Genomic DNA, 14,507 nt, shown 5'->3' on the forward strand with positions numbered 1-14,507 from the left:
CCATGTCCCGCCGTCTCTTCACCTCGGAGTCTGTCACCGAGGGTCATCCCGACAAGATCGCCGATCAGATCAGCGACACCGTTCTCGATGCGCTTCTGCGTGAGGATCCTTCTTCGCGTGTGGCGGTCGAGACCCTGATCACTACGGGTCTCGTGCATGTTGCGGGAGAGGTCACGACCAAGGCTTATGCCGATATTCCCACTCTTGTGCGTAACAAGGTGCTGGAGATCGGTTACGACTCCTCGAAGAAGGGTTTCGACGGGGCTTCGTGTGGTGTTTCGGTGTCCATCGGGGCGCAGTCGCCGGACATCGCGCAGGGTGTGGACACCGCGTACGAGAAGCGGGTCGAGGGGGATGAGGACGAGCTCGACAAGCAGGGTGCCGGTGATCAGGGGCTGATGTTCGGGTATGCCTGTGATGAGACGCCGGAGTTGATGCCGTTGCCGATTCATCTGGCGCACCGGTTGTCGCGGCGGTTGTCGGAGGTGCGTAAGAACGGGACGATTCCGTATCTGCGGCCGGACGGCAAGACGCAGGTGACGATCGAGTACGACGGTGACAAGGCGGTGCGTCTGGACACGGTGGTGGTGTCTTCGCAGCATGCTTCGGACATCGATCTGGATTCGTTGCTGGCGCCTGACATCCGTGAGTTCGTGGTGGAGCATGTGCTGGGTCAGCTGGTGGGGGACGGTATCAAGCTGGATACCGAGGGTTACCGGTTGTTGGTGAATCCGACGGGGCGTTTCGAGATCGGTGGGCCGATGGGGGATGCGGGTCTGACCGGGCGGAAGATCATCATTGACACCTACGGGGGTTATGCCCGTCATGGTGGTGGTGCTTTCTCGGGGAAGGATCCGTCGAAGGTGGACCGTTCGGCGGCGTACGCGATGCGGTGGGTCGCCAAGAACGTGGTGGCCGCGGGGCTGGCGGCGCGGTGTGAGGTCCAGGTCGCGTATGCGATCGGGAAGGCGGAGCCGGTGGGTCTGTTCGTGGAGACCTTCGGTACGGCGACGGTGGACACGGAGCGGATCGAGCACGCGATCGGTGAGGTCTTCGATCTGCGTCCGGCGGCGATCATCCGTGATCTCGATCTGCTGCGTCCGATCTACGCGCAGACCGCGGCGTACGGTCACTTCGGGCGTGAGCTGCCCGACTTCACGTGGGAACGCACCGACCGCATCGACGCACTGCGCGCCCTCACAGGGGGTGTGGACCGTGGAGCCGCCGCCGTGTAGGACGCCCGCCGGCCCCCCGCCCCCGGGGAGCGGCGCCCCCTATGCCTTCTCCTTCGAGTTCTTCCCGGCGAGGACCGAGGCGGGGGAGCGGGCCCTGTGGCAGGCGATCCGCAGGGCCGAGCCGCTGTCGCCCGCGTTCGTGTCGGTCACCTACGGGGCGGGCGGCTCCTCCAAGGCCCGCACGGTCGAGGTCGCCCGGCGCATCGCGGCGGAGACGACGCTGCGGCCCGTCGCGCACCTCACCGCGGTCGGCCACTCGGTGGCCGAACTACGGGGCATCGTCGGCCGGTACGCGGACGCCGGCGTCCGGGACGTCCTGGTGCTCCGCGGGGATCCGCCCGGGAACCCCCGGGGGGAGTGGACGCCGCACCCGCAGGGCCTGCGACACGCGTACGAACTGGTGGAACTGGTCCGGTCCCTGGGGAACTTCACCATCGGCGTCGCGGCGTTCCCCGAACGGCACCCGCGGTCGCCCGACTGGGACAGCGACATCCGGCACTTCGTCGCCAAGTGCCGGGCGGGCGCCGACTACGCGATCACGCAGATGTTCTTCGACGTGGAGGACTACCTGAGGCTGCGTGACCGGGTGACGGCCGCGGGGTGCGACATCCCGCTCATCCCGGAGATCATGCCGGCCACCGGCATCCGCCAGGCCGCCCGGTTCGCCGAACTCAGCGGCGCCGTGTTCCCCGCCGGTCTCGCGCGCCGCCTGGAGGCGGCCGGGGACGACAGGGACGCCTCGTACCGGATCGGCGTGGAGCACGCGACCGCCATGGGCCGCCGCCTGCTGGCCGAAGGCGCGCCGGGACTCCACCACATCACGCTCAACCGCTCCGGCGCGGCCTTCGACGTCCACCACGGCGTCCTCGGCGCGGGGGAGGAAACCCTTGTACCGCCCCCCGCGCGAGCGGCGCGTGCCGTGCCCGGACCGCCCTCCGCGGCCACCGGGCCCCGGCCGTGGTGACCACGCGGGCGGGCCCGGCCCCCGCCGGCCCGGACCGGACGGAGAGATCCGGTCAGGGCCCGCCGGAAAGCGGACCGGCCCATGACGACCACCGGACACCCCTGGGGGACGACACCGTGCGTATCGCGATCACCGGTTCCATCGCCACCGACCATCTGATGACCTTCCCCGGCCGGTTCACGGAGCAGCTGGTACCGGGCGGGCTCGGTCACCTTTCGCTCTCCTTCCTCGCCGACGACCTGGAGGTGCGGCGGGGCGGGGTCGCCGCGAACATCGCCTTCGGGCTCGGCCGGATGGGCCTGACGCCCCATCTGGTCGGCGCGGTGGGAGCGGACTTCGACGACTACCGCAGCTGGCTGGAGGAGAACGGCGTCGACACCGGGTACGTCCGCGTCTCCAGCCGGCTGCACACCGCACGCTTCACGTGCACCACGGACCAGGACCAGAACCAGATCGCCACGTTCTACGCCGGGGCCATGGCGGAGGCCGCGCGGATCGACCTCACCGGCCTCGCCGCCCGGCCGGGCGGGCTGGACCTGGTGCTGGTCGCGCCCGACGCCCCCGACGCGATGATCCGGCACACGAGGCGGTGCGCGGAACTGGGCGTCGCGTTCGCGGCCGATCCCTCGCAGCAGCTCGCCCGGCTCACCCGTGACGAGGCGCGCCTGCTCGTCACCGGGGCGCGCTGGCTGTTCACCAACGCCTACGAGGCCGGCCTCCTGACCGAACTGAGCGGCTGGGACCGGGAGGAGATCCTCTCCCGGGTGGGGGCCTGGATCGTCACACACGGTGCCGACGGGGTCCGTATGGCCACCGCCGGCGGTGTGCGGGAGTCCTTCCCGGCCGTGCCGTCCGGGAGCGTGGTGGACCCCACCGGCGCCGGCGACGCCTTCCGTGCCGGCTTCCTCGCCGCCACCAGCTGGGGGTTCGCACCCGACACGGCGGTCCCGCTCGGCTGCGCCCTGGCGGCCGAGGCGCTGGAAGCCGTGGGATCCCAGCTCTACCGGGCGTCCGGGAAGGACCTGCTGGCGCGTGTCACGGCGACGTACGGGGAGTTCGTGGGCGCCCGCCTGGCCCCGCACCTGGAACAGCTGGGGTGACGGTGCGCCCCCGGGCGTCCCCGGTGCCGGGCCCCGGCACCGAGGACGCCCGACGAGAGGAGAAGTGAGTGAACAGTGGACGAAGCAGAGACGGCTCGTAGCGGCTCCGCTCTGTCGGACCTGGCCCATGAAGGGGTCTCCGTCTGGCTGGACGAGGTCACCCGCCGGACCCTCACCGACGGGACTCTGAGCCGCCTGGTCTCGAACGCCTCGGTGACCGGCGCCCTCCTGCCCCTGCGGGAGCTCGGGCGCGAAGTGCGGGAGGGCACCGCCTACCGCGGGCAGATCGGCGCGCTCGGCGAGCGGGGCGCCGGAGCCGAAGAGGTCCTGCGGGCACTGCACCGCCAGGACGCCCGCCGGGCCTGCGACATGCTCGCGGCACGGTTCGCGTCCACGCACGGGGCGGACGGATGGGTGTGCGCCGAACTGGACCCGAGGTCCGCGGACGACGTCCGCGGCTCGCTCGCCGAGGCGCGCGGCCTGGTCCGCGCGGTGGACCGTCCCAACCTGCTGATCACGGTGCCCGCCACCGCGGCGGGCCTGCAAGTGGTGAGCGGCTGCCTCGCGGAGGGGATCGGGGTGAACATCAGCCACCTCTACGCGCCGCGCGCGTACGAGGAAGCGGCCGACGCCTGCTTCGAAGGGCTCGAACGGGCCCTCGCCGCCGGGCGCCCGCCGGTCCGCGGCTCGGTCGCCTCCTTCGGCGCGGTCCGGATGGAGACGGCGCTCCGCGAGCGGCAGGGGCGCACGGTGCCGCACGGCCGCTTCGCACTGGCTCTCGCCCGTGTCGTGTACCACCTGTACGAGGAACGCCTCGGTACGAGCCACTGGCGCAGGCTCCGCAGCGCGGGGGCCGGGCAGCAGCGGCTGCTCTGGTCCGGCGCCGCGGAGGCGGACGGCGCGACGGCGGTCCGCCGGGCGGAGGACCTGGTGGCGTGGAACACCGTCCAGGCGATGCCGGCGCGCACCGTCGACGCGGTGGCCCGGCAGGGCCGGCTGCGGGGCGACACGCTCTTGGGGGAGTCCGCGGCCGCGCGGAGAGACCTGTCGGAACTACGGGCCGGGGGTGTGGACATCGAGGAGCTCGCGGGGGAGGTGGCGTCCGCGGAGCTCCGCGGGCGGGCGGAGGAGCGGGCGGCACTCGCCGGATCGCTGTGGGAACTCGCGGCAGGAGCCGGGGGATGAGGGACGCGGGGCAGGACGGACGAGGCCCTCCGACGGGCGGGCACGGGACCGGGCGGGTGCGGGGCCGGACCGGCGCCCGCCCGCCCCCGCCCCCGGCTCCGGCCCCGTGCGGATTCGCCTCAGGCGGGACGCGTACCGGTGGAGACGTTTTCGGAGGCGGTGTCGCGGCCGGGGAACACGGCTCCCAGCAGTGCCAGCAGCGGCGCCGCCTTGACGGCCGTCTCCTCGAACTCGGCCTCGGGGTCCGACAAGGCGGTGATCGCCCCGCCGATGCCGTACCTCACCAGGCCGGGCGTGAGGAGGGCCGTACGGATGGCGATGCTCAGATCGGCCGCCCCGGAGAGCGAGAAGTACCCGATGGCTCCCGCGTAGACGCCGCGTGGGCCGCCTTCGAGCCGGTCGATGATCTGCATGGTCCGTTCCTTGGGGGCTCCGGTCATGGAGCCGCCCGGATGCGCCGCGCGCACGCAGTCGACGGCACTGCTGCGCGGGTCCAGGACGGCGGTGACGGTGCTGACGAGCTGGTGGACGGTGGCGTACGTCTCCACACGGAAGACGTCGTCGGCGGCGACCGAACCGGTTCGCGCGCACCGGCCCAGGTCGTTGCGGACCAGATCGACGATCATCAGGTTCTCCGCCAGCTCCTTCTCGTCGGTGCGCAGTTCGTCGGCCAGGGCGGCGTCGTGCTCGGGTGTGCTCCCGCGCGGCCTGGTGCCCTTGATGGGCCTCGACTCCGCCGTACCGTCCGCGCCGACGCGCAGGAAGCGCTCGGGGGAACTGCTCAGCACCGACAGCTCGTCGAACTTCAGCAGCGCCGCGAACGGGGCGGGTGCGAAGCGGCGCAGATACCGGTAGCTCCGCCACGGGTCGAGGTCCACCCGTGCCGAGGCCATGTTGGTGAGACAGATCTCGTACGACTCACCGGACCTCAGCTCCGCCTGGCAGGCCCTGATGAGGTCCAGGTACTCCTGGCGGCTGTGCCGCAGGTCCACCCGGACACCGTGGGCGGGCGGCGCGGGGGCGGGTGCCGGTCCGTGGCCCGCCAGGGCTTCGAGACGGCGGGCGGTCCTCGTCAGCCACGCACGTGCCGTGTCCCGCTCCCCGGCGCCCTCACCGCCAGGGTCCGTGGGCGCGTCGCCGCCGGGGGCCGCCGGTGCCTCGCCCTCCAGGGCGAGGAGGTACGTCATGCCCTCGCGGTGGTCGAGGACCACGGCACGGTCGGCGAAGAGCATCGCCGCGTCCGGCTCCCGCGAGGGGTGCGCCGCGGCCCTGCCGGAGACGGGGGTCAGCCCGTACCCCAGACAGCCGACCCAGCCGAGCGTGAAGTCGAAGGGGAGCCCGGGCACCCGGGTGTCCGTACGGCGCAGGTCCTCGTCGAGCCAGCTCAGGAAGTCACCGGTGACGATCTCCGTGCCGGTACGGGAGTCGACGCGCACCGTGCGGCTGGACACGTCGGCCGTGGCGACGCGGGCGAGGGGGCCGGAGGCGTCGCCCATGAACGAGAACCGGTCAAGTTCGCCGGTGGCGGTGGCACTGTCCAGCCAGAAGGAACGCGGGGCGGCTCCGTACAGGTCCTGGAAGACGGCTTCGCCGTCCCACCGGGTCCGCAGCCGTCGTGCGCGGACCCGCAGACGGCGTCGTGGGGGCCGGTTCCGCTCCGGGCCGGGCGTCTCCTCCCGCGGGTTTCCGGACTCCCGCGGCCGGGTGGCGCCGAGAGGGCCTGAGAAGAACGTCCTCCGGCCCGGGGAAAGGTCCACGAAATTCTTCAGGAGCTGCATCCCGTATTCGGTCCCGATCGACTCCGGGTGGAACTGGACTCCGTGCAGCGGCCGGTGCCGGTGCTGCATCCCCATGAGAATTCCGTCAGACGTCCATGCTGTCGCCTCGATCTCCTCCGGGAGCCGGGTGACGGCAAGCGAGTGGTACCGTGCGGCGTCGAACGGGGAGGGAAGGCCGTCGAAGACCCCTGCCCCCGTGTGCACCACGGAAGAAATCCTCCCGTGGCAGGGTTCCGGCGCCGGGGACACCTTTCCGCCGCCGGCCAGAGCGATTCCCTGATGCCCGAGGCACACACCGAGCAGGGGAACCGCGGCCTCGCGTACGATGTCCTCGCATATTCCGAAATCGGCCGGGCGCGCGGCGTTTCCGGGGCCCGGTGAAACAACCACCCTGTCGAAATCCGCGAGATGCCCGGAACGCCATCCCGGGTCGTCGTTGCGGACGACCGTCGGCTCCTCACCGGAAATCTGTGCCAGGTAGTCGAACAGGTTGTAGGTGAACGAGTCGTGATTGTCGACCAGCAGAGTGCGCATCGGTGGTGACGTCTCCTGGAAGTCGTGGCCGGCCGGACCGCGGCGGTGCGGGAGTCAGCCGCGCACCGGCAGGCCGGAGGCGGTGTCACGGGCGCCGCTTTGGGCGTGCCGGCCCGCCGGACGCACTTCGAGCAGGGTGTGCTCGACCGGGTCGGTCCCTTCGAGCACCGTGCGGCGGCGCAGGACCCGCAGTTCGCGCCCGGTCTCCTCGGCGATGCCCGCCAGCCCGGCCGCGTCGCCCCGTTCGCAGAAATGCAGCAGCGCCGAGCCGGTGTCGGTCAGGTGGTGCACCGCCTGCTCCAGGTATCTGCGGTGGGTGCGGTATCCGGCGTCCACGTAAGCGCGTTCGTGGACCGATCCGTAGCGGTAGTCGGCCGGGGCCCTCACGTAGTTGGAACTCCAGAAGACGCGGTCGAACCGGGCCCCGTCGTCCAGTGCGTCGAACAGGTCGCTGTGCAGCACCGTCAGGCGGTCGGTGACACCGTGCCGTTCCGCGTTCATCCGGGTGTTCTCGACGGCGCTCCGGTTGATGTCCGCCGCCACGGTCGTGCAGTTGGAAAGGGCGGCCTGAACGGAAATGACCCCGGAGCCGCAGCCGATCTCCAGCAGGGAGGAAGGTGCTGCCCCGGGGTCCGGTTCGGTGAGTCCGAGGAAATCGAGAGCGATGCTCGTCGAAGGGGAATGGATCGGTGCGAAAACCTCGTCCAGTAAGTCCCATTCACGGCCGGCGAGGGAGAAGACGCCGGGGCGTTTTGGGTCGGACCTCGAAAGCCTGCTCCGTTCCAGGGATTTGAGGTGGCTTCGCACGTCGGACATCGGACCTCCGGAACTCGGGGGTGAATCCTGTCTGGCACATTACTCTTCTACGAATTCCCCCGCCGAGGAAGGTGATCCGGTGACACGTCTGACGGCGGTGGTGGTGACGGGAACACCGTCCATGATGTGTGATGCACATCACATGGGGTGATGCGGCCCCCTCGCAGGGAAGGTGCTCGCAGAAAAGTCGTGTAATCAGCGGGTGCGATCGGGAATCGCGCACGCCCTGTCGGACAAGGCAGCCAATAGATGAATTCATCAGGATGTTCCGGTATGCGACAGATGCTCAGTGTTCTCGAACTGCTCGCCGCGGAGGCGCCGCTGACCGATATCGAGGACCTGCTCCGACAGGCCCGGAAGGACGCGGGGGAGACCGGTGCGGCGCGGTACCTGGAGAGGGCCGGAGACATGGCGGCCGGGATCCACGCCCTGTTCTCGCGCCGGCAGCAGCGCGAGAGCGAACTGTCCGCACTCGTGGACACCGCGCGCGACCTGATCCTCCCCTACGACCTGGACGCCCTGCTGGCGACCATCACCCGTCGTACCCGTACCCTGCTCGGCCTGGACATGTCCTACATCAGCTTCCGCGATCCCGGGGCGGGCGACAGCTTCGTCCGCACGGCGGACGGCCACGCGTCCGCCCTGACCGTCGGCTACCGCGTCCCCTACTCCGCGGGCCTGGGCGACGAGGCCGTCAAGCAGTCCGTACCGATGTGGAGTGCCGACTACCTCGCGGACGAACGGCTGCGGCATACGAGGGTCCTGGACGAGGTGGTCCGGGCCGAGGGGCTGCGGGCCGTCATCGCGGCCCCGCTGAAGTTCGGCGAGGAGGCGTTCGGGGTGCTGTACGCCGCGGACCGCAACGTGCGGCACTTCACCGTCGGCGAGGTGTCCCTGATGAGCTCGCTGGGGGACATGGCCGCCGTGGCCATCGAGAAGACGCGCACCCTGGAGCGGAGCCGTGCCGAGGTGCTTGCCCTCCAGTCCGAGACGGCACGGGTCACCTCGCGGCTGAACGGGCTCAGGGAGCAGGCGGAACGGCACGCCGGGCTGGTGGACCGCGCTCTCGGGGGAGGCAGCCTGGGCGTCCTGGTCTCCGGGCTCGCCGAGATGTTCCACGGAGCGGTGGGGGTGCGGGACATGGAGTACCGGCCGCTCGCGGCCTGCGGGACGATACCCGAGGCGGACGGGGCCGAGGTACGGGAGGCCTCCGGCAGGGTGTCCGTACGGCGCGGGCCCGTCCTCCTGTCCACGGGCACCTGGGCCGTGCCGGTGGTGGCGGGAGGCGAAGAGCTCGCCGTCCTGCTCGTGCACCCCGGTGAGCCGCTGGACGGCCCGGACGGGATCTCGCTGCGGCTGGCGGCCCAGTCGGTCGCGGTGCTGCTCCAGACGCACCGCGGGGAGGCGGCCGCCGCGAGCCCGTTCCGGGACGAACTGTTCGAGGACCTGCTGGCCGCGCCCCACCGGTCCGCCCAGCAGTTCGTCCAACGCGCCCGAAGACTGGGCGTCGACCTCGAAAGGCCGCATGTCGTCGTGGTCGTACGCCCCGAGGGCGGCGCCCAGGGCAGGGTCGCGAGCTGGGCGGCGGCCTACGCGCGGCGGACGGGCGGGCTGAGGAGCATGCAGAACGGCTGCATCTCCCTGCTGCTGCCCTCCCGGGACTCCAGCGTCACGGCCGCCGAGGTCTCCACCGAACTCGCCCCCCTGCTCGACCACCCGGCGACGGTGGGGGCGGCGGGCCCGGTCTCCAGCCCCGCCCTGGTCCAGCAGGTCCACCAGGAGGCGCTGCGGTGCCTGGACGCGCTGGTCTCCCTCGACAGGGTCGGCGCCCACGCCTCCACGGAGGACCTCGGTTTCCTCGGTGTGCTCCTGTCGGACGACCGGGACGCCGCGGGCTTCATCGCCGCCACGATCGGACCGGTCCTCGACTACGACGCCCAGCGTTCGACCGAACTCACCAGGACCATCGACGAGTACTTCGCCGCCGGAGGCAGCCCGCGCCGTGCCGCGGAGGCGCTCCACGTCCACCCCAACACCGTCTCCCGCCGGCTGGAGAGGATCACCGAACTGCTCGGTGCCGACTGGCTCGGGCCGGAGCGGGCCCTCGAGGTGCAGGTGGCGCTCCGGCTGCACCGTACGCACGGCGTGCTGCTGCAGAAGAAGGACGACGCGAGCGGTCAGGCGACCAGGGAGGAGCCGCCCGAGGACCCGGCGGACCGCAGCTCCGCCATCGCGTAGGCGCAGGAAGCCAGGGTCATGTGGCGGTGCCACCCCCGCAACGAGCGCCCCTCGTAGTCCCGCAGTCCGGCCTGCCTGCCGCGGGTACGCCACCCGGCACCGACCGCGCGGGCCAGCCGTGCCGCACGCAGCAGGGACGACGGCGAAGGGGCGCCGGCGTTGGTGAGCCACAACTCGGCGGGGTCCCCGCGGAGTTCGTTCCACACGCCGACGAGGGCGAGACCGTCCGCCGGTCCGGGGCGCCCCGCGTCCGGCGGGCCCGGGAGGCGTACACGCGCCGTCGCGGTCGAGAGCGGGCTCTCCCTGCCCCGCCCCGGGCACCCGGAGCGCGTCCTGCGCGCCCGGTCGAGAGCGGAGTGCGCCGGAGCGAGGCGCTCATGGCGCCCGGCTCCCGGGCGCCGGGTGTCCACGGCGAGCAGCGTGTGCCCGCTGATGCGCACGGCGAGAGGGGACGTACGTCCGAACAGCCGGGCCACCCGCTCCTGCTCGTCGTCGCCCCGGGCGTCCGTCACGAACAGCCGCGGGTGGCCCTGCCAGGCGCAGACGTCGTCCAGGAGATCCGTGACGCAGTCCCGCGCGCCGGGGACACCGGCTTCGCGCGGGAGTTCCCGCCCGGAGCCGGAGCCGGAGCCGGAGCCGGGCAGGCCGAGCCGCCAGCCGACCGGTGCGATCATCTGTTCGGAGGCGTACCACACCCCGTAGGCCCGCTGCCCGACGATCCGGTGACCCTCCTCGACGGAGAAGTGCGGGGACACCCCCACCATGTGTCTGCCCGTCTTGGGTATCGACACCGGCAGGGCGACCCAGGCCGAAACGGGGGCGTTCCCGCACAGGAAGGCCGCGAGCGCCCTGCGCACCGGGCCCACGGCCCAGCGGGAGCTGCTGACGAAGTGGTGCAGCCGCTGCTCGTCCCCCGGCACGCCGGCCGAGGCCGCGATGTTCGCGATCGACTTGCGTCCCTCGGCCCGGAGCAGCCCGTCCATGTACTGCCGTGCCAGGACCCGCTGGTCGTAGCCGCAGAACCCGGCGAAGAGAGCGGCGCAGAGGTCGGTGACGGTGTCCGCGGGGGCGGCGGGGTGAGGGCGCGCCGGACGGGCGGGGCGGGCGAGTCGCCGGAGTGACGGGGTGTCGGGCATGGGGGCGCCTCCCGGAGCACGAGATGTCCTGCGTACGCACACCAGGTTTCACGCGACGGGCCGCCCGCGGCGAGGTGCGCCGGCGACACCGTGCCCGGCCGGTGTGGTGGCCGGACCACCACGGAAGGCCCCGTCCGCGGTCCCGCGGGGCCGGGAGGAGCCGCGCGGGTGGTGACCGGGTCACACACCACCCGCCTCGTGCCCCCTTCGCCGGTTCACCGCGGGCCCCGGCCGCCCCCGCGGTCCGGGCGCCTTTCGCCCTCCTGGTGGCGGGCCCGGTAGTTGGCCACGTTCTGGCGGTTCCCGCACAGGCCGGGCATGCAGTAACGGCGGCGGCCGGCCTTGCTGGTGTCGATGAACATGCCCTCGCAGACGGGGGAGGCGCAGTGCCGGAACCGGGTGTGGCCGAGGGTGCGCAGCACACCGAGCAGCCCGATCCCCACGAGGGCGCCGAGTTCCTCGGCCGCGGAGGCCCGCGGACCGGTGGTCATGTGCCACTCCCAGTTCCCGGCGGGGTCCCGGAGCAGGGACAGGCCCGCGGACGCCCGTGCGACCAGTCCGTTCGCACCTTCGGCCACCGCGTCCTCGTGCCCGGCCTCCAGCAGCGCGCGTGTCTCCCGGCGTAGCGCGAGTGTCTGGGCGAGATCGGTCCCGGTCGGCGGACGGCCCCGGGGCAGGGCGTCCAGCCGTACCTCGTGTTCGTGCAGAAAGCGTTCCAACGCCCCCGGCCCGGTGAGGACTTCACCGGTGCTGAGCCGGACGGCGGCTGACGTGTTGACGAGGTCGGTGGCGACACCGGCCCCGAAGCTGTAATCGGAAAAAATAATCTTCACGCCTTACCCCCCATGCTACGGTAATGAGAGAAAATCGATTATATCCATTACGCGTTCCCTGTCCTGGAGCCGGGCCCGGGCCGCGGGCGCCGGTTCTGCGCCCCGGACCGCCCGCAGCGCGCCCGGGGCGCGCCCCACAAGGAGAGACTCCGTGAACACAACCGCGTTCCTCGCCTACCTCGACGGCCGCCAGGTGCGCTGGAAGCTCGTTCTCGACCGGTGCGCGAAGGCCGCGGACCAGGACCCCCGCGCCCAGCTGGTCGCGGTCTTCGACGCACTCGGGGAGTGGGCCCACGCGCCGTGCGACGGCCTCCGCAGCAACGCGTTCGTCAACGCGCAGGCGGTGCTGGCCGAGGACGGCGGTGTGGTCCGTACGGCCGCCGCCCGGCACAAGCGCGCGCTGCGCGGCAGGCTGGCCGCCCTCGCCGGGGAGGCGGGGGCGGCCGACCCCGGTCTCCTCGCGGACCAGCTGCTGCTGATCTTCGAAGGGGCGGTCCTCGCCCACGCGCTGGACAGCGTCGCGGAGCCCGTGGAGAAGGCGCGCCACACGGCCTGCCGGCTCATCGCCGCCGCGACCACCCGGACCCCCGGTGTGCGGGGGGCGACGGGGCGGGGAGCGGAAGGCCCCGGGTTCTGACCGCACCGCCACCGTGCCCCGCCCCGCCCGCCCCGGCGGCCGGCGCGCCCGGGGCGGACGGGCCGGGCGGGCGGCCCCCGGGGCGCGTGTGCGAACGGAGAGGCGCCCGAAGGCCCGACGGGCGAGGTACACGGGTCTGTGTCATGCCCCACAGCGGCCAACCCTCCCCGCCGCCCGGAGCCGTACGGGAACAGGGGACCGTGCCCGCCGCGTCCCCGGCGTCCCCGTCGCTGTGACGCGGATCTCTACCGTGCCGCCCCGGTTCGCTGGCACTGTGTCCGGGTCACGGGGGGACGTCCGACACCGAACAACCGAGCGAGATGCCATGACCGCGACCAGCTCTGCCGAGAACCTCCGCCACGCCCGCACCGGCGGCCCCGAGGACGGGCCGAAGATCCTGGAGCACGTCCTGGGCTGGACCCTCGTCGTCGTCCTCGCCGTGTTCGTCACCCAGGCGGGTCTCATGTGAGCCCGGCCGCGCGGCTCTCCTCCCGCGCGGACTCCACGGGTGGCGGGCCCGCCCCGGTTGACGCTTCGTCAACCGGCCGTGGCCGCCGTGCCCGTACCGCGACCGCCCCGTGATCATCAGGGCTCCGGAACCCGGTGACGGGGACGCTCCTATCGGGCATACTCAAGCCGCCACAGTTGCTGGTCAGCACCCCTCGTGATCCGAGCGGGCGGGATCGGCCGGGCAGCCACAGATCTCCGGGCACCGCCCGGGACCACCCGGCGGCGCCGCTCACACCCCGCGCGTGCGACCGTCGCAACGCCCGTCAGGGAGGAGAGCGCCGTCATGTCCGACCGTGCCCCGCAGCCGGTGGAACGCCGTCTGCCCACCGAGGAGTCCCGGCAGCTCGTCGCGCTGGTGCGCGACATCGTGTCGAAGGAGATCGCCCCGAGGGCCTCCGAGGAGGAGGAAGCGGGCCGCTTCCCGCGTGAACTCTTCACCCTGCTCTCCGAGGCCGGTCTCCTCGCCCTGCCCTACGATTCCGCTTTCGGCGGCGGCGACCAGCCGTACGAGGTCTACCTCCAGGTACTCGAAGAACTGGCTGCGGCCCGCCTCACCGTCGGCCTCGGCGTCAGCGTCCACTCGCTGGCCTGCCACGCCCTGGCCGGCTTCGGCACCGAGGAGCAGCGGCTCGCCCATCTTCCGGCGATGCTCTCCGGAGGCCTGCTGGGCGCCTACTGCCTCTCCGAGCCGGCCTCCGGTTCCGACGCCGCCTCGCTGCGCACCAGGGCCGTGAAGGACGGGGACGACTGGGTCCTCACCGGCACCAAGGCATGGATCACCCACGGCGGCGTCGCCGACTTCTACACGGTCCTGGCCCGCAGCGGCGGCGAGGGGCCGCGCGGCATCAGCGCGTTCCTGGTGCCCGGGGACGCCACGGGGCTCAGCGCGGCCCTCCCGGAGAAGAAGATGGGCATGAAGGGCTCGCCCACCGCCCAGCTGCACTTCGACGGCGTACGCGTCCGCGGCGACCGGCTCCTCGGCGCCGAGGGCCAGGGCTTCGCCATCGCCCTGTCCGCGCTCGACTCCGGGCGCCTGGGCATCGCCGCGTGCGCCGTCGGAGTGGCCCAGGCGGCCCTGGACCAGGCGGTCGGATACGCCGCCGAACGGCGCCAGTTCGGCCGTCCCGTCGCCGACTTCCAGGGCCTGCGCTTCATGCTCGCCGACATGGCCACCCAGGTCGAGGCCGGGCGTGCCCTCTACCTGGAGGCCGCCCGGCTCCGCGACGCGGGCCTGCCGTTCTCGCGGCAGGCGGCGATGGCCAAACTCTTCTGCACCGACGCGGCGATGCGGGTCACCACCGATGCCGTCCAGGTCCTCGGCGGCTACGGCTTCACCCTCGACTTCCCGGTCGAACGGCTGATGCGCGAGGCCAAGGTGCTCCAGATCGTCGAAGGCACCAACCAGATCCAGCGGATGGTCATCGCCCGCCATCTCGCGGGGCCCGAGACGCGCTGAGCCGCGCCGGCCGGCCCCGTCCGGGGCGGTGCCCCCACGGCCCGGTCCCCACACGGCCGTGACGGCCCGGCACCCTCCGGGGCCG

The 14,507-nt window shown here is 72.4% G+C and carries 12 protein-coding genes; 8 read left to right on the forward strand and 4 right to left on the reverse strand.

All coding sequences use genetic code 11. The features are described from left to right. Positions 1–2 precede the first annotated feature (2 nt). The 4 genes from metK (at position 3) to CP967_RS29345 (ending at position 4,484) form a co-directional block, all read left to right on the forward strand. The gene (metK, locus tag CP967_RS29330) at positions 3–1,235 is read left to right on the forward strand and encodes a methionine adenosyltransferase (RefSeq protein WP_150490858.1); all 1,233 of its coding nucleotides are present in this window, start codon (positions 3–5) and stop codon (positions 1,233–1,235) included. A gap of 94 nt (positions 1,236–1,329) precedes the next feature. Continuing rightward, positions 1,330–2,199, forward strand: a complete 870-nt coding sequence (locus tag CP967_RS29335; RefSeq protein ID WP_229888666.1) for a methylenetetrahydrofolate reductase — start codon at positions 1,330–1,332, stop codon at positions 2,197–2,199. Positions 2,200–2,315: 116 nt separating this feature from the next. Next, complete coding sequence (locus CP967_RS29340; RefSeq protein ID WP_150490860.1) at positions 2,316–3,299, forward strand: carbohydrate kinase family protein; 984 nt, start codon at positions 2,316–2,318, stop codon at positions 3,297–3,299. A 75-nt stretch (positions 3,300–3,374) separates the two neighbouring features. Beyond that, positions 3,375–4,484 (forward strand): transaldolase family protein, encoded by a 1,110-nt coding sequence (locus CP967_RS29345; RefSeq protein ID WP_150490861.1) that lies wholly within the window; start codon positions 3,375–3,377, stop codon positions 4,482–4,484. A gap of 119 nt (positions 4,485–4,603) precedes the next feature. Here the strand turns inward: CP967_RS29345 and pabB are convergent, their stop codons facing one another. Both pabB and CP967_RS29355 read right to left on the reverse strand, forming a co-directional pair. Further along, positions 4,604–6,796 (reverse strand): aminodeoxychorismate synthase component I, encoded by a 2,193-nt coding sequence (gene pabB / locus CP967_RS29350; RefSeq protein WP_150490862.1) that lies wholly within the window; start codon positions 6,794–6,796, stop codon positions 4,604–4,606. Between the two features lie 54 nt (positions 6,797–6,850). Then, positions 6,851–7,612, reverse strand: a complete 762-nt coding sequence (locus CP967_RS29355) for a methyltransferase domain-containing protein (protein WP_150490863.1) — start codon at positions 7,610–7,612, stop codon at positions 6,851–6,853. A 273-nt stretch (positions 7,613–7,885) separates the two neighbouring features. Here CP967_RS29355 and CP967_RS29360 point away from each other — a divergent pair, with 273 nt between their 5' ends. Beyond that, complete coding sequence (locus CP967_RS29360) at positions 7,886–9,850, forward strand: helix-turn-helix domain-containing protein (protein WP_150490864.1); 1,965 nt, start codon at positions 7,886–7,888, stop codon at positions 9,848–9,850. Here the strand turns inward: CP967_RS29360 and CP967_RS29365 are convergent. Both CP967_RS29365 and CP967_RS29370 read right to left on the reverse strand, forming a co-directional pair. Beyond that, entirely contained in the window at positions 9,790–10,986 is a 1,197-nt protein-coding gene (locus CP967_RS29365; protein ID WP_150490865.1) for an IS701 family transposase, read from the reverse strand. The genes CP967_RS29360 and CP967_RS29365 overlap by 61 nt on opposite strands. Before the next feature lie 215 nt (positions 10,987–11,201). Further along, positions 11,202–11,819, reverse strand: coding sequence for a CGNR zinc finger domain-containing protein (locus tag CP967_RS29370; protein WP_150490866.1), 618 nt, complete (start codon positions 11,817–11,819; stop codon positions 11,202–11,204). A 151-nt stretch (positions 11,820–11,970) separates the two neighbouring features. On the opposite strand from CP967_RS29370, the gene CP967_RS29375 reads away from it, so the two are divergent. The 3 genes from CP967_RS29375 (at position 11,971) to CP967_RS29385 (ending at position 14,422) form a co-directional block, all read left to right on the forward strand. Continuing rightward, positions 11,971–12,456, forward strand: coding sequence for a TetR/AcrR family transcriptional regulator (locus tag CP967_RS29375; RefSeq protein ID WP_150490867.1), 486 nt, complete (start codon positions 11,971–11,973; stop codon positions 12,454–12,456). Between the two features lie 325 nt (positions 12,457–12,781). Beyond that, complete coding sequence (locus tag CP967_RS29380) at positions 12,782–12,925, forward strand: SCO1431 family membrane protein (protein ID WP_150490868.1); 144 nt, start codon at positions 12,782–12,784, stop codon at positions 12,923–12,925. A gap of 324 nt (positions 12,926–13,249) precedes the next feature. Beyond that, entirely contained in the window at positions 13,250–14,422 is a 1,173-nt protein-coding gene (locus CP967_RS29385) for an acyl-CoA dehydrogenase family protein (protein WP_150490869.1), read from the forward strand. The last annotated feature ends 85 nt before the right edge of the window (positions 14,423–14,507 follow it).

The organism is Streptomyces nitrosporeus (assembly GCF_008704555.1).
GTDB classification, from domain to species: Bacteria; Actinomycetota; Actinomycetes; order Streptomycetales; family Streptomycetaceae; genus Streptomyces; species Streptomyces nitrosporeus.